The following is a 22,683-nucleotide window of genomic DNA, read 5'->3' on the forward strand; positions in this document are numbered from 1 at the left end:
CATCACCCCTTTACTCCAAATAAGCCCTGAGGTCTAAACACTAAAACAACTGCCATTAAAAGCATATTGACTGCTAAGGACAGGTCAGGCACGTAATACGTCATAAAGGCTCCAGATAATCCAACAAGAATGGCTGCAAATAATGAGCCTGTTAAGCTTCCCATACCACCAATAACGACCACAATAAAGGCTAAAATCCCAAAATCCATTCCCATCTCGGCATAGATGACACCAGAATACGGAGCGTGAAGAATGCCACCTAATGAAGCCATCGCCGCACCAACCATGAACACAAGCATAAACACCTTCTTAATATTTATTCCAAGCGCTTGCACCATTTCTTTATTCATCACACCTGCTCTTACAATTAACCCAATTCTCGTATTCCGAAGAATAAAATAAACAAGACCAAAAACAAGGAAGCCTACTAAAATAATAAATGCGCGATATTTAATGATCGTCACGTCTCCTAGCTGCCAGCTTCCTGCTAGATAACTAGGTGCTTTTGCTGCTAATTGATTTGGTCCCCAAATAACCTTTAACATTTCGGATAGAACAAGCATCAACCCAAGTGTAATGAGAATTTGCTGTACATGATTTCCATACACCGGCTTCACAATAAAACGTTCTGTCACAAATCCTAGAATAAGCCCTGTTAGAATCGCTCCAACAATTCCTGCCAGAAAGCTACCAGTTGTTGCATAAACCCACACACCACTGTACGCTCCAAATGCAAATAAGCCACCATGTGCAAAATTCAACACATCCATTAACCCAAAAATAAGCGTTAACCCAGCTGCCAATAAGAAAATTAACATACCCGTTGATAATCCATTTATTGATAAATTTAAAAATAGCTCCATCTTCTCACCTCTTTCTTAAGCAATCCCAAGATACTTACGTTTTAATTCCTCATTCTCAGCAAGCTCATCAATCCGTCCAGTCCCCACACTCCGTCCGTCATCAATAATATAAAACGTATCGCCAACACCCATGGCCATGCGGAAATTTTGTTCAACCAATACAATGGTGGTCTGCTCCTTCATTTCATGAATAGACTCCATTACCTTCTCCACCACAATTGGCGCTAGCCCTTTACTTGGTTCATCAATTAGAAGTAAATCATTATGGTTAATGTAGGCTCTTGCAATCGATAGCATTTGCTTTTGGCCACCACTTAAGAACCCGCCCTGCTTTTTCCAATACTTCTTTAAATCAGGAAATAAATCTAATACTTTATCTAATCTAGCCTTCGTTGCATCATCCTGATTTTGCATCGCAACCTTTATATTTTCTTCAACCGTTAATCCGCCAAATACTCCTTGATCCTCTGGGACAAACCCAATTCCCTTCCTCGCAATTTCATATGGTGCTAATCTTTGAATCTCTTCTTTATTAAATGTAACCCTTCCTTCCGATACAGGATTTAGCCCCATGATCGATCGAAGTGTCGTCGTTTTTCCAGCACCATTTCGTCCTAGTAAAACCGTTACTTCTCCTTTTTTCACTGTAAACGAAACACCTTGAAGAATATGGTATTGACCAATATATGTTTGAATATCTGTAACATCAAGCAGTGTTGTCATCATACAACCCTCCCAAATATGCCGTTTGAACCGTTTCATTTTTCATAATCTCATCTGGTGAACCTTCTGCTAATTTTCTCCCATTAAACAAAACGACTATGCCGTCAGACAAATCCATAATCATATCCATCTTGTGTTCAATGAGTAAAATCGTCCGCTCATTCGATTTTTTAATCTCTTTAATAATGTCCAAAATAGCTGGTACTTCTTCAAGACTCATTCCTGCTGTTGGTTCATCGAGGAGAAGCAGGTCTGTCTGTAAGGCTAGAAGCATCGCTATCTCAAGTTTCCTTTTTTCACCATGTGCTAGATTACTCGCAACTGTATTGGCTTTTTTCTCCATCATGACTCGCTCAAGTAAGTAATACGCTTCCTCAGTCATCTTTTTATAGGAAGAAAAATGTCTTAGCATTTGATAACGAACTCCAACTTGTGATTGGACAGCTAATCGGACATTTTCAAGGACGGTTAAACTAGGGAATACATTTGTAATTTGAAAGGATCGACCCATTCCTTTTCGTGTTCGTTTCGTAGGGGATAAATTTGTCATTTCCTCACCCTTGAAGAAAATGTGGCCCTTTGTTGGCTTTAATTGGCCGCTTAACAAATTAAATAGTGTGGTTTTTCCAGCTCCATTTGGACCGATGATGGAGGTGAACGATTTTTCTTTAATCGATAAATGAACGGAATCAACTGCTACCTGACCACCAAACGCAATTGTTAAATCACTTGTTTCTAAAATCGCCATCTTTCATTTCACCTCATTTATAAGTGGAAAAGCTGACCTAATACATCACGTGACTAGATCAGCCTTCTTCAAATTAAAAATCTAGAACTTGTTCTAGTTACGAACAGGTGGTGCCGTTTCTTCTGGTGCTAATTCTCGAACCAATACAGGAACTGGATAATCAACACCGTCTTGCTTTTCAAGCTTAATCGCATACATCGTTTGAAGGGCTTGATGATCCTCTGCACGGAATGTCATTGTGCCTTTCGGAGTTTCAAAGCTCATCCCTTCCATCACATCAATTAGGGCATTTCCATCTGTATCACCCTCAGACTTCTTGAGAGCTTCTACAATTGAAATCGCCGCACTCATTCCACCTGGTGTAAATAAATCAGGGATTGTGCCATCATAACGAGCTTGATGCTCCTTAACGAGCCAATCATTAATATCATTTGTTGGAAGTCCGTGATAGTAAACAGAGAAACCTTCCATTCCAATCAGTGGCTCCATCGTGGCTAATGCTGCAATATCAGGAGCACCTGTTGAAATTTTGATCCCTTTTTCCTGTAGCTTCATGTCGCTAATTTGATTCCAAGGTGAATTTGCACCTGCCCAAATAACAAATAAATAATCTGGCTTTGATTCAATAATCTTTTGAATGTTCGCTGTAAAATCTGTTGCTGCTGGGTCCGCGTATTCTTCAAGGACTATGTCAGCACCTAGCTTCTCAGCGGCTTCCTTAAACGCTGTCACTCCATCGATTCCGAAAGAATAATCTGGAGCAAGCGTGGCAATTTTCACTCCGTCACCAGCAATGGCAGCAGCACCAGCAATGGCATCCTGCGAGGAGTTACGTGCTGTACGGAAAACAAATGGATTAAATTCGGAGCCAGTAATACTATCCGCTACCGCAGGTTCTACAACCATAATTTTTTCGTATTCCTCTGCTAAAGGTAGAACCGCTAACGTATCCCCTGAGCTTGATGAGCCAACTAGAAAATCAACTTCATCCTCTTCTAAAAGCTTCGTTGCCTTTTGAACAGCCACTTCCGGCTTTGTTTCCGTGTCTTCAAACACCACTTCAATCTTCTTACCTGCAACCTCCATAGTTCCGTCAGTTGCATAATCGAGACCTAATTCAAAGCCTTGCTTCGTTTGTAGACCATAGGATTCAAGAGCACCTGTTAATGAAGCAAGAACACCGATTTTAACCGTTTCCTGCTCAGATGCTTCCGGAGTCCCCTCATCCTTTGGCTTCTCATCACCTGATGATGATTCACTATTGCTACATGCAGCCGAAAAAACCATCGTTCCAGCAAGTAAGACTGATAAAAATGACCAACGTAAAGATAGAGATTTCATACTTTTCCCCCTTTTTTTATAACTCCCATCCTCCTAGTGCTATTCGACTAGGGCTTAGCAATAGCTTACTTTGTAGAGGTTACAAATGAGTTACAGAGGTGTTTTACGCATAACAAAAAGGTACATTCTCATGTATGGAGCATGAGAATGTACCTTTGAAGTTGGATGATTGCTCTATGTTGTTCTATGTTGTTCTATCTTGGCTAGTGGCGTTTAAAATAGGACTGGTGGTTGTGCCCGTATTTTCGCTTTTGGGCTTTTATTTTCGCTTTTCTATGATTTATTAACGGTATTGCCCATTTTATTTTCGCTTTTCACGATTTATTTTCGAAATGTGGGAATTTATCTATTTTTCGACACAAAGCAACAAGCACACTCTCACTCCCACGTCACTTCCTCACGCCTAATCATTTCGTACATTTGCTTCGTTGTGATCATTGGCTCAACCTCAAGCTCTTTTTCTAGCACCCTTACACATTCCTTATACCAAATTAGTGCCTGTGGGCGGTTGTTTTTCTGATAATAGCCATACATTAATAAGCGATATGCTTCTTCCCATGTAGGTTCTTTTGCAAGAAGGTTCTTACAAATGGTAATGGCTTTATCAAATTCCGATAAGCGAATCATAATCTGTGCTAGCTTTTCAGAGCCCTGTAAATACATTTGCAGAAGTCTGTCTCGTTGCATAGTGACCCATGCGTACGTTTTTTTCTCCTCTAAAAAGTCTCCTTTGTAATAGGCTAAACCTTTTTCAAGAAGTTGTTTAGCTGGCAAGAGAGATTGTTCCTTTAGGCCTTCACCAATCCATTGCTCGAAATAATCCACGTCGTAGTCAATGACTGCATTCTTGTTCAATCCATACGATGATTCGTTACGGATAACAAAATATGTCTGGGCTCTAGGCTTTCGATTGGGTTCAATTGCTTTGTTAAGGGCATTGAACGCTACCTTAAAATCACGATTACTGCTTTTCTCGTCAGAGTCAGGCCATAGGCTGTGAAGAATCTCTTCCTTCCTTATGAGCTGACCTTTTTTTGAAAGAAGATATTGAAACAGCTCCTTCCCCTTTTCACGCTGCCAATCCGCATCATCCAGTACGCGATCACCTAAAGCAACCTGAAAATCCCCTAATGTGGTCACATGTAGTGTATATCCTGGGTGTGAATCAAGATGTGAATATCCCCAGCTTGAGAGTAATTTCGTAATATAGGTAGGGTGAATGTCATGACCTTTTGCTTCGATTAGAAGTGGGAGATATTGCTGCAAGTCCTTTGGTCCAAACATGGTTTGTTCAGTGAGGATAAATTCATATTGTCCTAGCTGCACCTTCTGAAAAAAAAGATGCGCATGTTCTTTGAATCGATCTTGATCCCCTGTTTGAAGGGCTAATAATGATAACCACATACACGAAATCGTTTCTCCAAATAGATCTCCACATTGCTTAAAGGATTGTAGTGCTTCTGTAAACCATTTATCACTTTCTTCATTTTCCTTACTATAAAAGGCTGATATACCAATGCATAATTTTATAATCGAGGATAACCAAAAATCTGTGACCTTTTCTGTTTCATAAAGTGCCCTTTCACCGTATTCCTTCGCACGCTCCCATTCTCCTTTTTGACCATAAAGCACACATAATCCCATATAAGGCTCAGCTTTTCCCCTGTCGACTTTAATGGATTCCATTAATTGAAGTGCCGTTTCATAGCAAACCAACGTCATTTTCTCATCATACCTGCTGTTAATGCCGACAGCGTGCCCAATCCGTATCCAGCCGCAGGCTTCAATAAAAGCTGATTGCTGTTCAATTCCTTGTTGAATACCCTTTTGAGCTAGTTGTTTTGCTTTTTCTCCATTTCCTGAAAAAGCTTCTAGCAAGGATAAAAGGAGCTCCGTTTCTCGATGTGCCTGTGGAAGATGTTCTTTTTCCATATCAATCCGATTGTATAGCAGCTTTTTCGCTTCAGCTATTTTTCCTGTACGGAGGAGCATTCTCGCATCAAGATTCCCTTCAATCCACGACTCTACATTCATTTCACTTTTTTGATACCAGATTAACGCTTTAGCTCCTTGACCCGAATTCACAAGATTTTCTGCAAGCATTCTGTAGAGGCGTTCTTTATCTCCCTGACAAGCCTCCCCCTTTTCTAAACATCGAATGGCTTCAGCTAAATACCTCTCAGCTTTTCCCGGCTGAATCGTATCTAAATAAATATTTCCCAACCCTTCGTTTGCTTTACTTAAAAGAGAATAGTCTTTGGATTCTTTTCCACATTCAATGGCCTGCTTATAGCAAGTAAATGCTTTATCGTAATAGGATCTGTACCGCCATACCTGCCCTTCTAAAAACCATAGTGTGTAAAATTGGTTTTTCGTCGTATCTGAAATCGCCTGAAGCTTTTCAAGGACCCCCTCTAATTGACGATTTTTGATCATCCTTTCACCAATTACAAGTAATATAGAAGCAATTGATTTTTCATCCTTAAGTTGTTCATAATACAGCATACTTTCTTCATATCGTCCTTCACGTTCATGAAATTGTGCACATTTCTTTTGAAGCCTGGCAATATGCTGAAGCTGTTCCTCTACACCCCTTCTTTTCAAAAACGCTTTAAATAAAGCATGAAAACGGAACCGATTGCCTTCTAGCTTCTGAATGAAAATATTCTTACTATAAAGAGTATCGAGCATCTGATAGGAGCCAGTGATCCCTAATATTCGATCGCAAATTTCCGGATCAAGTTCATGAAAAATCGCCGCCTCGATTAAGAATTGCTGAAGAATGGGAGATTGTTTTGTAAATACCTCTTGAGCTAAATAGTCAAAAAGCTCCTTCATTGTGGAATGCTGAAATTTAAGAATCGTCTTGATGTCAGCTGAATCAGAAAGCTGACCACCAATCATGTTTAACGCAATAATCCAGCCCTCCGTTAAAGTGTAGATCTCCCTTATTTGCTCTTTAGATAAATCTGCCTGGTGAAAATCTGTTAAAAAAACTTCACTCTCTTCTTCTGAAAGTAACAGCTCCTTTTCCCGAATTTCTAATAAATTATGACTTACTTTCAGTTTAATTAAGATGTCCCACTTAGGTTTTGATCTCGTCGAAAATAAGAAGTGAACATGCGCAGGCAGCAACCCTAAAATCTTATCAAGCCATTGGTTAATCATAAAAGCATGATCGACAGCTTGAAAATCATCAATGACAATAACGAATTCGTGGTTCACTCGTTGACATTCATTAATAAATATCGCACTTAAAAGCTGAAGTTGGTCCTGCTCCAGCCAATAATCCATTTCTGACATCGTCGATAGCAGCTCTTCACCAAAGCTTGGAATATGCTTTCGAACAGCAAATGTTATATATTTAAGAAACGGAAAAATGTCATCATCTTGATCTGTAACTGTGTACCAGCATACCGGAAAGTCACATTGTTTTATAAACTGACTCACAACCGTACTTTTTCCATATCCTGCTCCACCGTGAATAATGGTGACTGGATAACTTGTAAGCCTTTTCATTTTTTTAATTACGGAAAGTCTATAAATATAATGATCCTTTATCGCTGGAGGAACGAGCTTCGTTTCAATAATTGGAACGGAAGGTTGCATTCTTTTCCCCACCTAAAAAAATGAATTTTCTTCTATTTTATCATATTTATGGTTTTGGTTTTTCATAGAATTGTCACATTTTACCCATTACACACTTATCAGTTCTAAATGACCATTAGCAAGCATAAAGCATGGCAACTGGAGCTAGTCCCTAGCGCTTTGTACAAAATCTTAAGCAGTAAAAAATGTACTTATGTTTAGAATCTATCATTTTGGTAAGAATATGTACTATTACTTTATGATAGCGAGGGAGTTTCTATGAAAAAAATAATACCTGCAACATTTCTAGTATTCTTTACGTTTGTCGGCTTTAGCGTTTATTTTCTCTATCAATTAAGTATATTCGCCATTAAAGTGATGGTCTATGCGATATAAAAGAAAGACAAATCCCCCAAAACAATACTTAATCAAGCATGTTTTGGGGGATTTTCTTAAACTTTGTTGCTATTAATAAGAAATTTTCCATTTTATAGAGAGAAGAAGCTACATGTTGAATGGTTTAAGTAAATACGCTAAATAGCCTTTAATTACTTCCTACTGGTTTTAAGTATTTTGAAAAATAGGCACCCATGAATAATAAAATCATCGTCAATGTCCAGCTAATGATACCTAAAAAGTGAAACCAATACCCTAGCAAATTAACAATAGCAATCGAGAAAAAACAGAGAGATGTGAGGCTTGGCTTCCACCCTTTTACACCTGCTTTTTTCCTTGATTTTATATGGAAATAAATAGTTATAGGTAAGCTTATAAGTATAATAATTGATAGAATTTGTTCAACCATTTTCCCTTTCCCCCTCACTTTTTTCCATTCGGCTAGTGATTTTATATATGTATGCAAAGACCAGTTCGAAATCTTCTTTAGCGCAAACACCTCTAGAATCCTTGTTGCACACGCTTCAACTATTTAAACAAACGTTTAATTAACTTTTTCAATTGCTTCTGAGACTGGATATTGTTCAAGATCTAACTCTGTTGGTTGGTCTAGGGCTATTTTTGCTAGCTCCATCCCCAAGTATGGGCCACCGGTTAAACCAGAAGCCCCAAGCCCATTGGCTACTAAGAGTCCCTCATAGCCAGGAATTGGTCCAATTATCGGAAGAAACCCTGGTGTAAATGGTCTAAAGCCTACTCTTGTTTCAAGCATCGTCGCGTCTTTTAATCCGGGAGCGATCTGTAATGCTTTTTCAAGAATTTCATTTATGCCACCTGCCGTTACACGACTGTCAAATCCCGCTTCATCCTCATGTGTAGCTCCGACTACTACTCGCCCATTTTCGAATGCCAGAATATATTGGTTGGTCGGAGGCATAACTACTGGCCAATTGGTTGTCTCTGTTTCGACCATTTCTAAGTGGACAATTTGGGCTTTTTGAGGTGTTACTTTGAAGTCTATTGCTAAAGGCTTCAGCAATTCCTTCGACCATGCTCCACCTGTTATAACAACTGTGTCTGCATGATATTCACTACCACTAAGCTTTACGCCTGTAACCCTTTGATTGTGATGGATGAGAGCTAGTGCGTTATCTTCTGTTAGTTTAGCTCCATGCTTTTTCGCGCCATTTAAGAGGGCTTCTCGTAAAGCTCTACCGTCGACACGTGCCCCGCCACTAACGAATACAGCTCCAAATTCTTCGTCTAATGGAGGAAAAAGCGTTCTCGTTTCATCTGGTGATAAGATCTTGATTTCCCCAATTTCGGGGGCGTCTTCTCTTCTTTTCTTCGCTCTTTCTGCCATTTTTTCTAATTTCTCTACGTCTTTATGAAGGCTGATTGCTCCAACCTTTAGATAGCCTGTATTTTCCTCACCATCTGCTGTTAGCTGATCTACAAGCTCTGGATAATACCTTGCACCGCTTTTTACTAGCTGATACCAAGCTTTATTTCGTCGTTGTGAGATCCAAGGACAAATAATGCCTGCTGCTGCATCCGTTGCCTGACCTTTGTCTTTTCGATCAACAACCGTTACATCTGCCCCTTGCTTTGCAAGGTGGTAAGCTGTAGATGCACCCACTATTCCAGCTCCAATGACAATCACTCGTTTCATGTTTACACCTTTTTCTTTTGGTATTCTTCTCCCATTGTACTGAAGAAATCTGGAAGTCTCAATGGGAGATGATCGATTATTGCTTTACTTCTTTAGTGGAGTGGGGGACTGGCACCTCTTTATCGCTTCACCTGAGTGGGGGACTGGCACCTCTTTATCGGCAACTCTTCATCGCTTCACCCCTTCACCTGAGCGGGGGACTGGCACCTCTTTATCGGCAACTCTTCATCGCTTCACCCCTTCACCTGAGTGGGGGACTGGCACCTAGCATCCCCGACACCTGGCACTTAAACGTTTGTGCCTTCCAGGCACAAAAAAAAGCGATAGATTGCTCTATCGCTTTAAAGGGGTGGGGGACTGGCACCTCTGCAACTAGGCACCAGCAACTACTTCCTCTGATGCATGTCGTTGCTTGTGCTTGATGATTAGGTATGTTGCCGTTAAGATCATAAATACTGCTGTATAGCTTAATAGAATCCAAATGTTATGCCAGATCACTGACAAGTCACCACTTGATACGACTGCTTTCAGACCAGCTACAGTATAAGTCATTGGCAGTAGCGCACTAATAGGCTGTAACGCACTTGGAATCAATTCTAGTGGGAATGTTCCTGCACTAGTTGTTAATTGAAGGATTAAGATAATAATCGCAATAAACCTTCCCGGATCTCCAAGTGTTGTAACAAGTAGTTGAACAAGTGTCATAAACGTGATGCTTATAATAATGGATAGAACCATAAAGAGTGGAACACTTGTCACTTCAAGTCCTAATCCCATCAGTAAGATCGCATCTGCTACTAATGCTTGAATCACACCTACAATCCCAATTACACCAAATTTTCCAAAGAACCATGTTAAGCCATTTCTCGGTTCAATAGAAGGTTCTTTTAATTTATAAACAATGGATATTAATAAAGCTCCTACAAATAACCCTAATGATAAGAAGTACGGAGCGAAGCCTGTTCCGTAGTTAGGAACTCTATTAATCTCTTCTTTACTCACATCAACAGGCTCACCCATCATGTCGAACGTTTTGTCATCAGCGTTTACTGAATTCGCTTCTGTTGCTGCATCTCCTAATTTCGCATATAGCTCTGAAGTCCCATCAGTTAGTTCACCTGTTCCACTTGCTAATTCAGTCGAACCTTCCGCTAACTGGCTTGCCCCATCACGAAGCTGTGAAGACCCATCAGTTAACTCATTTAAACCAGCATTCAATTCATTTACACCGGAGACAAACTGAGCTCCCCCAGCATTTGCTTCTGATAATTTTTCATCAAAGGTTGCAAATTGTTTCGTATATTCTACTTGACCGTTAGCTAACTCACTAGCACCTTCTGAAACTTGACTTGAACCATCTGCTAATTCAGTCACACCGTTTTGTAGTGCTTCTTCGCTTTCAATAATAGTCGCTAAGCCTGATGTTAGTTGATTGAGTGAAGGATCAATTGCCTTTTGAATTTCACTCTCAAGCTGGCTTCCTGAAGAAGCTAATTCTTCTGTAACCGCCGACTTGTATTGAGTAAACCCTTGATTTAAACCTCCAGCAATTTCTTTCTTCAATTCAGCTTGTAGATCTTCTTTCGTCGTTCCACCAAGCTGTTGCTGTAATTGCTGAATCACCGCTGGATCAACATGACTCTCTTGTAAAAAGGTTAACATTGAAGTAACCTGTTCCGTTTGTTGCGTATAAATTCCCTCTGCTAGCGCAGCTGACATTTGGGCGCTTAATTGTGATTCTAGCTCATCCAGCCCACTAGCCATTGAAGCTGTTGCACCATTTAGACTTTCTTGAATACCAGCAGCTAGCTGTGGAGGTACTTGAGCTTGAAAGGCTTTAATCCCCTCATTCACCTGCTCTGTCCCATCTACTAATTGAGGGATTTTTTTAGTTAATTCTTTTAACCCGCTATCAACTTGGTTAATACCACCTTGCAATTCTTGAGCACCATTTCTCACTTCTTTTGAGGCATTGTATAATTGATGACTAGCGTCAGATAACTGTCCAACACCATCTGCTAATTCTTTCGCACCATCATTTAATTCAACAGATCCAGATTGTGCCTCGGACATTCCCTCTTCAAACTCAATTGATTTCAAAGCGAATGTTTCTAGATTTTCCTGCAATGATGAAGAGCCATCCTTAAGCTTTTGTGCTCCTTCATCCAGTTCACCAGCTCCATCGCTAGCTTGCTTAAAGCCGTCAGCCATTTCGGTGACTTTTTCAAAAATAGATTCCGCATACGTAGCCGTTACTTCTTTTGAAACAGCACTTTTAATTTCCTTAACCGCTGTTTCTCCAATTTGAGCTGATAAGAAGTTATACCCTTCATTTGGCACGTATGTTAAATGTAATTTTTGCGGTTCATCCTCTAATAAGGTTGTTGCATTCTGAGAGAAATTTTCTGGAATCTCAATGACCATATAGTAGGTTTCATCAGATAATCCCTCATAGCCTTCTTCCTTTGATACAAACGCGAACTGAAATTGTTCGTTCTCTTTTAAATTTTCAACTAAGTCATTCCCTAATTCTAATTGGCGACCTTCATAATTCGATCCACCATCTTCATTCACAATAGCGACCGGAAGATCTGCCAGCTTTTCATACGGATCCCAGAAAGCCCATAGGAACATACCTGCATATAAAATAGGTACAAAAATCACAGCTAATATCGGGATAAGAACCTTTTTATTCCGTAAGATACTCTTCCATTCTGATAAAAACACCGAACGTTTCTCCATGATTAACCACCTTTCACTTATTGACTATATTATTCATTTAGTCATTTTAGAATAAAAAAAACTATTTTCAATAAAATCGTTGTTTCGGTTGCTAGTAAGCAATCGGTTTAAAGAAGATACAACAATGTCTTTGAAAACAGTGTATGGATAGTCGTTCATAACGTAGTATTATGAACGTGATAACCCTTTAAATAAATAGAGATCGAATAATTGAAACATCTCATCTTTGTCTAGAGGCTCATGATCCTTTTCCCAATCAACTATTAAGGAAACATATAATTTCAACATAACGAATGCTGTCATTTCTGGATTACATGGCTTTATTTCCTTTTTATCTATTGCCTTCTGAACGATCTCTTTGATATAAGTAACAATCATTTTCTCAAGCCTTTTTATTACTTCCAGTACTTCACGAGTACCCATTTCTCGTTCTTCCTGAATTAGCTTGATCATGAGCTGATGTTTCTTACGAAAGCCAAGTAAGGTGTACAGTGCACTCGAAGCATTCTCGTGAAAGGATTTCTTCTCATCCATCGCTTCTTCTGCAGACATTTTCATTTCTTTAATCAGAGATGCTATAATTTCATCAAACAACTCTTCTTTATTTTTAAAAAATGTATAAATCGTACCCTTTCCTACATTCGCAATTTTCGCTACCTGATCCATCGTTGTTGCTTTGTAACCAAAGAGCGAAAAGGACTCAGTTGCTGCCTCAATAATCAGCCTTCGACGATCAATGCTCAATCATTTCACCTCTGTTCTACTCAGTAATTGACTAAAAAACTAATCTAGTCACTTCGCACTTTCACATCTTATCACTAGTATATGAAAAATGCAACTCCGTTCCGTTCGTCTATTCACTCTTTTTTTGCCTCCATGATTGTTAATGTGTGTTTCAATCCTTCTTCATAAGGAGTTTTCGGAACGTCTCCAATTTCCCTCTGATATTTTTGACCATCTAGAAATATAGGGTTATCATTCAACTCATACATCTCTACATACTCTCTCATCGATTTGTCAAAAAGCCCAATAAATCGAACCATATTCTTTGAAACAGTTGAAACCTTTTTTGTATATCCCGTTATTTCTTTTACAATGTGAATGACTTCTTCCCCACTTATTGCTCTTGCACCTGGTATGTTCCAGCACTGTCCATAAGCAGATTCAGTATAGGCAAGCTCAATTAACGCCTTCGCTCCATCCAACGTATAGATATATTCACGTGGAATCGTTTGACTCCCTACAAACATCGCCCGCTTATTTCTCACCATATTTTGTAGCATATAATGCATTCCCGTGTTTGCAGCATTTGGTCCATAGAAGTCTGGAAAGTGAGCAATGACCACTGGTACGTTTGAATTTAGTGCCTTCTGTTGGAGCCGTAATCGTACCTTCCCCTTCTTCGTCTGTGGTTGCTTCGTAGCTGTTTCCGTAAGCGGATTTTGATTATTGTTTGTCCCGTATGCGTATATATTATCTACGATCGCTAATTTAGCTCCATTTCTTTCACACCCTTGAAGAATTCTGTCCATTACATCTTCTAGTTTGTCTGCCCATTCCTCATAAGGAAGATTAACAGCATGAAAAACGATATCCACTTTTTTCATTGCTTCATTAAGTTCCACCTCATTAAACACATCACCAGCTTGAATTGTCACAAGTGCTTCAGCATGAAAGAACTCTTCTAGTTTTTGCTTATTTCTCGCAAATGCGATTGTATGGACACCTCTCTTTGCTAGCTCATATGTTAGCGCACTCCCCATTCCACCTGTCGCACCTAAGACAAGCACATTGTTCATTCATCATTCCTCCCTTTTAATTAACCACTGTTCAATTAATCTCAAAAAAAAGTTCAATCAGATATCAAGGAAAATCCTTTATCCAATTGAATTTTCCTCAGAATTTCTTTTAACATTGCTTTAAAATAAACTCACAATGGGCATCAGCCATACTTCGTAAATCATCAAAGCATTGTCCTTTAAAACAAAAATGGGCAACAAAACCATGAAGTGATAAGAAGATTGACCACACATCATTAACAGCTAGCTCTCTGGATGACAATTGAGTTACAGCCTGTGCAAACTTTTCAAAGCTTTCATTTGGTTCCTTTTGTAGGAAGCTTTTTAACTCTTGGTCTTTCGTTAAAAACATGGTTTCATAATGACTGGGATGATCAATACCAAATCGGATGAATTCAAGAAAAATTTCGTTTAATTTTTCGCGATTTGATAGGTTCATCTGCATGACTTTGTCTAATTTTTCATTCAATAAAGCGAAGCCATTTGCAACAATCGCATAAAATAATTCAGCCTTATTGACGAAATGGTAATAGATTGCTCCATGACTACATTTTAGTTCTTTTGCAATTTTTCTCATTGAAACATGATCATAGCCTTCACTAACAAAGAGCCCTCTTGCCGCTTCAAGGATCATGTCCTTCGAAAGCTCTTGTTCTACTGCTTTTCTTGGTGACATCTAAAACTACCCCTTTATTAACCACTGTTCAATTAAAGTATAATCCTTTATTTACCACTAGTCAATATCGTTTCTAACTGGATCAAGAAACAAAAGTGCACGCGACTTGGTCAGTCTCGAACAACATGAGACGATATAGCTTTGAGGCTGGGACAAAACAGAGAGCCAGGCACCCTCCGATACAATCTAATGTGTGCACTAGATAAATCAGTGCGTACATATAGTCGTTACGATAAGGTGCCAGGCACTTCTATCCCAGCCTCTTATGACCTCGAGTGACTAGCCCTGATACTGACTGTCGAAGCGCTTATTTACAAATGGATCAATATTTCGTTTCCTAAACAACGCAAAATCTAGCCATGTCTGACTGAATTTTTCACGAAGTAATTTTTGAAACTGCTAGATGCGTTGTCAAGTCTCTTTGGAAGTCGAAATCTTAATCGCTTGTTTGCCCATTTGCTCCCAGGCTTTTCTAAACTCGTGTTTCTTTATCTTTTTATTCTTGTCGTTTGATAAAGGATCATTAACATATACATAGTTTTCATCATAGCCTGTGATGATAACGGAATGTTCATGATATGTTACAGTTATCTTCCCTATTGGTGTTTGCCATTCTTCAAATTGATGTGAGGGTAATTCTTTATAGGTTGCATTAACGATGACCCAAACAGGAGAGCCTTCTGAAAGTGCCTCTTCTATTTGGACAAAGGATTGGCCTGTTAAGTTAACGATTCTATCAGGAAGATAGCTCTCCGCAAGCCTTTTAATCGGTTCATGATAAACTCCGTAACCAGGCTTACTTTTATCATACATATCCCCAACAAATCCTACATGTGGGTTACCGAAGAATACTTGTCCATTTACCTTCTGATAGGGTGTAGGGTCTTTATCGACCTTTTTTGCTAGCTCAAGCTTTCCAACATTTACCCCCATATATTGGAGAAGCATTGCTAAGCTTGTTACTTCACAGCCCCTTGGTAATTCAGGCAGCTGAGAAAGGAGAGGAACGTCTAGCAAACTATTCTTCTTCCTGTCAGACTGCTCCATGATTTCCCCTGATGTAGGTAATAAATTTCTACTAACTACCTTCTCTACAAAAGGTGATGTGAATGCACCATAAAGGAAGAAAGCAAAACAAGTGATGACAGTCATAATGGCTGTTGGTTTTAATTTATCTGGAATTTTATTTTTCAAGAGCAAAGCTCCAATGATAATCGTTATTAGTGCGAGTGTAATAAGCAAACTATTCGTCATCCTGCACCTCACTTTTGTTCATGTAATCCTATTCTAAATCATATTAAAGCTAAGAGGAAATGGAGCTTTCACCACTATTTTTCTTTTAAAGAATGAAGTGGTACAATACTAATAACGATATTTGAAGGGATTGATGAGGATGAATGTATCCATAAATGATGGAAACGAGGATTTACTTTTACACATCAATGGGCTTTATTTTTTCCAAGGCTACCAGGTGGTTGAAGCTTTTACACCATGTCACACCACATGCTATTATCTCTTCTATTACAAAAACAAGTTTTTAACCGGTAAAAGCACGGCAAAAATAAAGGTTTCTTCAACATTACACCTCATCTTGTCAAAAGGGATTTATGTATCTTCTTCAAATCCGATCTCACAATTCCTTTTACATCAAGAAGCCTTTTCACCTCTACCCAAGCTTAGTTCCCTCTGGAAAGAGATAAAAAAGCACTATCCAACGAGAGAAGCCTTTCATATCATGTCTGCCTTTGATACCTATGTCCACAAAAAAGACCTCATTTCCTTTATGAAAGAAGCCTTTCTTAAGCAGCGCCGCGCGGGAAAGCTACTTCATGCCTATCGAATTCTTCGCATTGTGTTAGATAAATATCCTACAAATAAATGGGCTAGCTCCCTTATATCACATATGGACTATCAAAAATATTCCCTTAAATACCAAGCGGAAGCAGAAGACCTCCTTCCATACGACCCTTTGCATATGGAGTTTAAGCTTTATCATAACCGTGCTAGTAAGCCTTATCTCGAGTTGCTTGATCACAAGCTTCAGAGAGAAGAACGTTACCTCGAGTGTTTAGCACTATATTATGAGCAGCTATTTTTAGACGCTAGCGATACAGAAAAGTACTATAAAAAAATGACCGATCGCCTACACTCATCCTTCCAAGCAACAAATAACATGACCTTTTTGACCTATCTATATACAGAACCTCTCTCTAAACAAGCGAAAAGTGAAGTTAGCTTACAACTTGTCGATCTTTTTATTAGAGAGAAGCGTTATAAAGAGGCCTTCCTTTTTCTCAGTCAACAAACCGATCCCTTACAATCAGAGCAAGTAGATCTCCTGCTGTTTACACTACATCATCTAGACACTGTTTCATTTGAACAATTTACAGCCAAGACTCTCTTACACTCACATGCTGACCTTTCACAAATTAAAAAAGCAATAGATTGTCTCATTCCAAAGCTCTTACATCAACATGATATTACCTATTCGTACAACTGGTTGAAGCCTTTCATGCACCTCTCGCTCCCTGCTATTTTAAAAATAAAAAAAATGCAGGAAATGAAAGAAGAACCCGATCGACAACGAGAGCTTGGTGAGCTATATTATGAATTTGACCAGGTCCCTCATGCAATTGAGTGTTTTTTATGGCATTTAGAAATGGAAGAAAATGATTTAAAAACGATGAAGTGGCTTATAAAGCTTTACAAGGAATTGGGTCAGGAAGATGAGGCAATCTCGTACCAATACTTATATAAACAAATGCAAAAAACGTCGTAGGGGTAAGTGCTAATAGTTATTTTAATAAGGTGCAGCCCTCTATCGAGCTGCACCTTACGTGAGGTAAAAGTGTAGAAATTTCATTATTTTCGCCATTACCCTTTACTTAAGATGAGCATACGAGGGGAGCAATGCTTTATACTCACTTTCCAGCTCACTTAACGTAAGCTCGTATAATTGGCGATCGTCAGTTGTTTTATAATGGTGTAAATTTAGTAGTTTTTGAATAACCTGTTCTTTTCGATAGCTAAGAGTTTGGTTCAGCCCCTCGTCCATGTTTTCACACCTTACATCAAATGATTTTCAGATGCACGATCAAGGTACACGTGCAATTTTTCTTTTAAATGACAGAGCTTCTTTTGAGCTTTACTATGATGAATAAATGAAGCTTCATCTTCCTTTGCTAGTGCTTCATCAATTTTGTAAGAAACATAATTGAGCTTTAGTTCCAGATCCATACTTGTCATCATTTTACCTTCTTTAAAATAATTCTCTACATCCTCAAGGGCCATATAAAATTGCCATGAAGTGTTAAGAACTACTAAGATATACCAACGATCCATGATAAATTTCCGATCTTCTGTTACTTCTATGAGACTATCTTCATTGATTTCTAGTGTATCCTCATGTCTCGAATCTGGGCAAAAGCAGTCAACAATATGATCAAAGGATTCGGTTGCGATAAAATAATGATGCATCGTATTTCTCCTTTACATTTTTAATGAAGGCTATTTTCGTAAACTTGCTGCTTTAAATCATATAAAAAAAGCGGTGCTGTAAAGACTAGTGGGATCTTTTCTTCTGAGAATAGTACCTTATTTGAATCAGTTTCATCATTGCTTATTTAAAGAAACACAGACCTACAGAGTGTGAGATTAGTGTATGTAGCTCATTAGATGAAAATGATTATCATTTTCTATTATTATTCTAATTGATAACTATTATCAATGTCAAGGCTATGTATGTTGGAGCGATTTGAACGTAAGCTCTAAGGGTTCCTTTGAAAAAAGTGAAGCTTGAGTTTGTGAAGGGACTTTCGCCAAGGCTATGAGAGGGGAAAAGTATTTCAATTCGGTTAAAACATTCGTTTGCATGGTCGGTCCGGGCATCCTACCTTCCACTCAAATCATCATTTCACACTTGACTAATATAAAAAAGCTTGGTGACCAGCCAAGCTTTTCAAAGGGGGTAAAATGTATCTAAAGGGAGTTGAAGTAACACAATTAGCATATCCATTATGTCATAGTATCGCACTCGTATGTTTTTTAAGATTGTGTTAACTTATATTCTATATGATAATGATTATCAGTATCATTGTCAATTGTTTTTTGCTATTTATTTAGATCTCCTTCTTATCTCCTATTCCTACTTCGTATTTATCATTTAAAATAAATAATGTGAAATACTTCACATTCTGTGTGAAATTAGATATAATGATCACAAGCAATAAGAAACTGTAATACCTTTTGTGAATTGTTTCACAAAGTGTTTTGTACTTTGATCAAGAAACTTTTTTTGTAGCTTTTCATGTGAATCATTTCACATACTATAAAATACACTAAGGAGGAACTTTCATTGAAAAAATTTTTGAATAACAGTATGTTGGTCGCTGCCTCTTTTGTCCTGATAAGAATCTATTTAAGTTATATGTGGTTAACAAATGCGGAAAATAAGCTTATTTATGATTTTAGCATTGGGACGATGCTTGAAACAGAAGTTAATAGTGGTACATTACCGTCTTGGTGGGCTGGATTCATGAAAATCTTCGTCCTGCCTAACACAGGTTTATTTGAAGCATTAGTAACAATCGGTGAGCTTTGTGTAGGAATCGCAATTTTGTTAGGGGTGTTTACTCGGTTCTCTGCTTTAATGGGCGCAATCATGAACTTCTCTTTCTTCATGACCTTCCAAGCAGCCTTAGACATCCAAATGCTCGTCTTGCACCTCCTCATTGTGTTAGTAGCTGCAAATGCCGGAAGAATCGGGCTAGACCCTTATATTAAGAAATTTACTAGAAGTAAACTACGTCCATTCCTTAAACCTAAACAAACCAAAAGAAAGGGGAAACTCGCATGGCACTAGTTATCATGGGATTATCCATCGCTATTGGCTTTGGCATCGCTGTTAGAGCGGAATTAGCGGAAGAATAAAATGGGGGTGGTGCCAGTCATGTATTCGACAACTTACGGGTAGTGACAGGCACCATCACTCGGTTTCGGTTAAATCTTTGAATAGCTATAAATGGTAGGTTAAAGGCTAGTGCGTAAAGGATCATGATGATGCCTACCGTTGGTTCGTTGAAGGTAAAGAAGATTGGGGCCGGTAGAGTTTGGAGCCAGTGGGAGAGTTCGGCACGTTTTGTTTCGAGCAGGAATCGGTTGCGTCCTTCTTGTGTTCGCAGGTTAATCTGATTCTTCTTAATCCCACCAGGTGCCCAATCTCCCCCATCCGGAACCTTCTCCTTCCACTTCTTCACTTTTAATGCTTTGTACACTCCCATTTCCCAATCACGAATCGGATATAACCATCGTACTCTTTCGATTGTTTCCATACTAAAACGCGAGGGAACGTAGGCACCAACTGTGTGAATGATGAACCATAAAAGAACATTCAGTATAAGTATTGTCACGCCAATCATCCATCCTTTTGCTTTGAAATCGTAATGCTTCGACCTTTCCAGGAAGTATTTCTCAACACAAACGTACGGATGAACGAATAGACGAATACTAGAAAGAAAAACAAGAGATGAACGGGAAAGAGACTCGCATCCAACAGTGTAAAATTCCCAATGTCTTTTAGGGATCGATAAAAAAGAAGCACTAAAATCATATAGATAATAGCAAATACATAAGGCTGCTCCAGACTAGATCGATTCGTTAAGAAGGAAAATAAGCTAGAAATCCATAAAATAATCATCACCAAGCGAGGAAAGGAAGTTCTTGTAGACCCTGATGCAAAGCTTTTCCCCCAGCCTTTCCATACACTTCCAATCCCATCTTGATACATTCTCATCGAAATGACAGCTTTACCGCTATAAGAATGCGCAGAAATCCCCTTTGATGAAGCATGCTGTATAAGAGCCAAATTTTCCACGATTTCACCTTTAATTGACTCATGCCCTCCTATAGCAAAATAAGCTGCTTTCTCGCAAATAAGGCACTGACCAAATCCTCCTCTTTTCTTCCCAAAAGGAGTTGTGACACCACTAGCAATAAAGACAACGAGATGAAAAATGGCAGACAATTTTTCATACCCTCGCTTCATTTGATGGTAAGGATGAATAGAGAGGATGCTTTTCTTTTGCTCTTGAAAAAAATGGACAGCTTTTAAGAAACCCGCTTCCGTAAACCAAGTATCAGCGTCCATGAATAAGAGGATATTCCCATTTGCATGCTTTGCTCCGTTCCAGCAAGCCCATGATTTCCCTAACCAGCCAAGTGGTAGGGGCGGATTATCAACGACCTTCGCTCCGTACTCATGTGCAATTTGTTTTGTCCGATCTGTCGAATGATCGTTCACCACAATGACCTCTAATGGCTGAACAGCTTGAGACATAATGGAGGATAGTAGCTTTCCAATGGTTGCTTCTTCATTTCTAGCGGGAATAATAATAGAAAAGCCATTTTGACTAAGCTCATCTTTAGGAATGAGCTTAGTCTTCATCTTCGGGATTTTTAGAAGCAAGAAAATACTTAAAAGAATGGTCACTAAACCAATTCCTATTACGTTCATAGTCATTACCCAATTTCTTTCGCAACGTTCGCTTCGTCACCTATAATTAAATCCGCCGTTAATTGACCAGATAGGGTAACCATAGGAACACCGCCGCCTGGGTGAGTAGATCCACCGACAAAATATACATTATCAAAAAGCTTGCTACGGCTTGGTATTTTAAAACCACTGTTCATTTTTCGGTCGGTTACAACGCCATATATTGAACCACCATTTGCTCCGTAAAGCTCTTTCAAATCATCCGGGGTAAATGTATATTCAAACTCAATTGACTCTCGTAAATCCGTTAACCCCATGCGTTCAAGCTTGGAAAGAACAAGATCTCGATACGATTCTTTATTTGCTTCCCATGTCTCCCCTTCTTTAAGCGGCGGAACATGGGTTAGAACAAACAAGTTTTCTTTACCTTCAGGTGCCTGAGATTCATCTGATTTAGATGAAATACCAATATATATTGTTGGATCATCCGCAAGCTGTTTTTGATCAAACATTTGTTTAAATTCTTTCTCCTGATCTCCTGAGAAGAAAAAGTTATGATGACCTAGCTCTTCATACTTTTTATTCACACCCAATAATAAAACAAGCCCTGACACAGTTGGCTCAAATTTCTTTAAATCGCTTTTTGCACGAGCTTTCTCTCCTTGGTCTTCAAGCATGGATTCATAAAATGGGATGACCTCTAAATTCGACACAACTAAATCAGCAGCAAATTCAGCGCCATTTTCAGTTCGGACAGAGCGAATCTTGTTTCCTACTTTTTCAACACCCGTTACCTTCATATTTAAAAGAACGTTTACTCCAAGCTCTTGTAAGACCTGTTCCATCGCCTCGGCGATTTTGTACATACCACCCTTTACATAGTAAACACCGACTCCTAACTGAACATGAGCTAGCTGACTTAGAATCGCTGGTGCATGATATGGAGAAGAACCAATATACATTTGTAAGAAATTCATTACCTGTTGAATATGTGGATCCTTAAAGTATTTACGTGTTGCCTGATCTACTGATTTCATTGGATCCATCATCAGTAATTCTTTTAATGGGTGCTTTTTTCGTAAATCCTGCAATCCATTAATATTTTCTTTATAAAAGCTTTTCATCATAAGATCATAGAGTTTTTCACTATATTGTAGATATGACAAGAACGAATGAGAATCCTCTTCTGATACTTTTTTTATCTCTTGAAGCATTGTTGGGAGATCACTCGTTAAATCAATTTTTGTCCCATCTTCAAAGAACGTTCTCCAGCCTGGCTCAACGCGAACAATTTCAAGATAATCATGAACATTTTTCCCAACACTTGAAAACAGCTTCTCAAGAACCCAAGGCATCGTTAAAATTGATGGACCCGTATCAAACGTAAACCCCATACCTTTTCGGATGTTTAGCTTTCCACCAAGTCTTTCACCTTTTTCTAAAATCGTGACGTCATAATTATGAGCTGCTAAGCGGATCGCAGTTGACATACCAGCTAAGCCACCACCAATAACTGTTACCTTCCTTTTCATGTCCTTCTCCTCCTAAAAAAAATGAAAGTTTGTACTTTTATACCCTCATTTTCAACACAATATGCTTGAAATAAACCTACTTGTCATTCAAACAGATCGAAAGCTACCATTTC

The 22,683-nt window shown here is 38.8% G+C and carries 20 protein-coding genes; 3 read left to right on the forward strand and 17 right to left on the reverse strand.

Going from position 1 to position 22,683, the window contains the following annotated elements:
* Positions 1-2 precede the first annotated feature (2 nt).
* The 7 genes from A9C19_RS17255 to A9C19_RS17285 all read right to left on the reverse strand — a co-directional run bounded on the left by A9C19_RS17255 (position 3) and on the right by A9C19_RS17285 (position 9,355).
* The gene (locus tag A9C19_RS17255) at positions 3-863 is read right to left on the reverse strand and encodes a branched-chain amino acid ABC transporter permease (protein WP_072581076.1); all 861 of its coding nucleotides are present in this window, start codon (positions 861-863) and stop codon (positions 3-5) included.
* A 15-nt stretch (positions 864-878) separates the two neighbouring features.
* Positions 879-1,586 (reverse strand): ABC transporter ATP-binding protein, encoded by a 708-nt coding sequence (locus A9C19_RS17260; RefSeq protein ID WP_072581077.1) that lies wholly within the window; start codon positions 1,584-1,586, stop codon positions 879-881.
* Entirely contained in the window at positions 1,570-2,334 is a 765-nt protein-coding gene (locus A9C19_RS17265) for an ABC transporter ATP-binding protein (protein ID WP_072581078.1), read from the reverse strand. The genes A9C19_RS17260 and A9C19_RS17265 overlap by 17 nt, the downstream gene beginning before the upstream one ends.
* A 93-nt stretch (positions 2,335-2,427) precedes the next feature.
* Complete coding sequence (locus A9C19_RS17270; RefSeq protein ID WP_072581079.1) at positions 2,428-3,675, reverse strand: substrate-binding domain-containing protein; 1,248 nt, start codon at positions 3,673-3,675, stop codon at positions 2,428-2,430.
* Between the two features lie 378 nt (positions 3,676-4,053).
* Positions 4,054-7,284 carry a BTAD domain-containing putative transcriptional regulator gene (locus A9C19_RS17275; protein WP_072581080.1) on the reverse strand — a complete coding sequence of 1,077 codons (3,231 nt, stop codon included), beginning with the start codon at positions 7,282-7,284 and terminating at the stop codon, positions 4,054-4,056.
* 523 nt (positions 7,285-7,807) lie between these two features.
* The gene (locus A9C19_RS17280) at positions 7,808-8,068 is read right to left on the reverse strand and encodes a hypothetical protein (RefSeq protein WP_072581081.1); all 261 of its coding nucleotides are present in this window, start codon (positions 8,066-8,068) and stop codon (positions 7,808-7,810) included.
* Positions 8,069-8,203: 135 nt separating this feature from the next.
* A complete protein-coding gene (locus A9C19_RS17285) occupies positions 8,204-9,355 on the reverse strand; it encodes an NAD(P)/FAD-dependent oxidoreductase (RefSeq protein ID WP_267888759.1) in 1,152 nt (383 codons plus the stop codon).
* A gap of 37 nt (positions 9,356-9,392) precedes the next feature.
* Between A9C19_RS17285 and A9C19_RS21560 the strand changes: the two genes are divergently transcribed.
* Positions 9,393-9,599, forward strand: a complete 207-nt coding sequence (locus tag A9C19_RS21560; protein ID WP_145925811.1) for a hypothetical protein — start codon at positions 9,393-9,395, stop codon at positions 9,597-9,599.
* A gap of 104 nt (positions 9,600-9,703) precedes the next feature.
* Here the strand turns inward: A9C19_RS21560 and A9C19_RS17290 are convergent, their stop codons facing one another.
* The 5 genes from A9C19_RS17290 to A9C19_RS17310 all read right to left on the reverse strand — a co-directional run bounded on the left by A9C19_RS17290 (position 9,704) and on the right by A9C19_RS17310 (position 15,802).
* Complete coding sequence (locus A9C19_RS17290) at positions 9,704-12,073, reverse strand: YhgE/Pip domain-containing protein (RefSeq protein ID WP_072581083.1); 2,370 nt, start codon at positions 12,071-12,073, stop codon at positions 9,704-9,706.
* Between the two features lie 168 nt (positions 12,074-12,241).
* A complete protein-coding gene (locus tag A9C19_RS17295; protein WP_072581084.1) occupies positions 12,242-12,817 on the reverse strand; it encodes a TetR/AcrR family transcriptional regulator in 576 nt (191 codons plus the stop codon).
* A 113-nt stretch (positions 12,818-12,930) separates the two neighbouring features.
* Entirely contained in the window at positions 12,931-13,872 is a 942-nt protein-coding gene (locus tag A9C19_RS17300) for an SDR family NAD(P)-dependent oxidoreductase (protein WP_072581085.1), read from the reverse strand.
* A 109-nt stretch (positions 13,873-13,981) separates the two neighbouring features.
* Positions 13,982-14,548, reverse strand: a complete 567-nt coding sequence (locus tag A9C19_RS17305; RefSeq protein WP_072581086.1) for a TetR/AcrR family transcriptional regulator — start codon at positions 14,546-14,548, stop codon at positions 13,982-13,984.
* 411 nt (positions 14,549-14,959) lie between these two features.
* Positions 14,960-15,802, reverse strand: coding sequence for a C39 family peptidase (locus tag A9C19_RS17310; RefSeq protein ID WP_072581087.1), 843 nt, complete (start codon positions 15,800-15,802; stop codon positions 14,960-14,962).
* Between the two features lie 139 nt (positions 15,803-15,941).
* Here A9C19_RS17310 and A9C19_RS17315 point away from each other — a divergent pair, with 139 nt between their 5' ends.
* The gene (locus tag A9C19_RS17315) at positions 15,942-17,327 is read left to right on the forward strand and encodes a hypothetical protein (RefSeq protein ID WP_072581088.1); all 1,386 of its coding nucleotides are present in this window, start codon (positions 15,942-15,944) and stop codon (positions 17,325-17,327) included.
* Between the two features lie 102 nt (positions 17,328-17,429).
* Here A9C19_RS17315 and A9C19_RS21235 read toward each other — a convergent pair whose 3' ends face one another.
* Both A9C19_RS21235 and A9C19_RS17325 read right to left on the reverse strand, forming a co-directional pair.
* Positions 17,430-17,603 carry a Fur-regulated basic protein FbpA gene (locus A9C19_RS21235; protein ID WP_083584425.1) on the reverse strand — a complete coding sequence of 58 codons (174 nt, stop codon included), beginning with the start codon at positions 17,601-17,603 and terminating at the stop codon, positions 17,430-17,432.
* An 11-nt stretch (positions 17,604-17,614) separates the two neighbouring features.
* Positions 17,615-18,025 carry a hypothetical protein gene (locus tag A9C19_RS17325; RefSeq protein ID WP_072581089.1) on the reverse strand — a complete coding sequence of 137 codons (411 nt, stop codon included), beginning with the start codon at positions 18,023-18,025 and terminating at the stop codon, positions 17,615-17,617.
* A gap of 877 nt (positions 18,026-18,902) precedes the next feature.
* Between A9C19_RS17325 and A9C19_RS17330 the strand changes: the two genes are divergently transcribed.
* Positions 18,903-19,409 (forward strand): DoxX family protein, encoded by a 507-nt coding sequence (locus A9C19_RS17330; RefSeq protein ID WP_083584426.1) that lies wholly within the window; start codon positions 18,903-18,905, stop codon positions 19,407-19,409.
* Between the two features lie 85 nt (positions 19,410-19,494).
* Here the strand turns inward: A9C19_RS17330 and A9C19_RS17335 are convergent, their stop codons facing one another.
* Genes A9C19_RS17335 through A9C19_RS17345 form a run of 3 tightly spaced genes read right to left on the reverse strand, consistent with a single transcriptional unit; the run spans position 19,495 to position 22,570 of the window.
* Positions 19,495-19,956: a glycosyl-4,4'-diaponeurosporenoate acyltransferase CrtO family protein gene (locus A9C19_RS17335; protein WP_145925812.1), complete on the reverse strand. Its 462-nt coding sequence runs from the start codon at positions 19,954-19,956 to the stop codon at positions 19,495-19,497.
* A 5-nt stretch (positions 19,957-19,961) separates the two neighbouring features.
* Positions 19,962-21,065 carry a glycosyltransferase family 2 protein gene (locus A9C19_RS17340; RefSeq protein WP_083584427.1) on the reverse strand — a complete coding sequence of 368 codons (1,104 nt, stop codon included), beginning with the start codon at positions 21,063-21,065 and terminating at the stop codon, positions 19,962-19,964.
* Positions 21,065-22,570 carry a phytoene desaturase family protein gene (locus A9C19_RS17345; protein ID WP_072581091.1) on the reverse strand — a complete coding sequence of 502 codons (1,506 nt, stop codon included), beginning with the start codon at positions 22,568-22,570 and terminating at the stop codon, positions 21,065-21,067. The genes A9C19_RS17340 and A9C19_RS17345 overlap by 1 nt, the downstream gene beginning before the upstream one ends.
* Positions 22,571-22,683: the final 113 nt, after the last annotated feature.

The organism is Bacillus weihaiensis (assembly GCF_001889165.1).
Classification (GTDB): domain Bacteria; phylum Bacillota; class Bacilli; order Bacillales; family Bacillaceae; genus Metabacillus; species Metabacillus weihaiensis.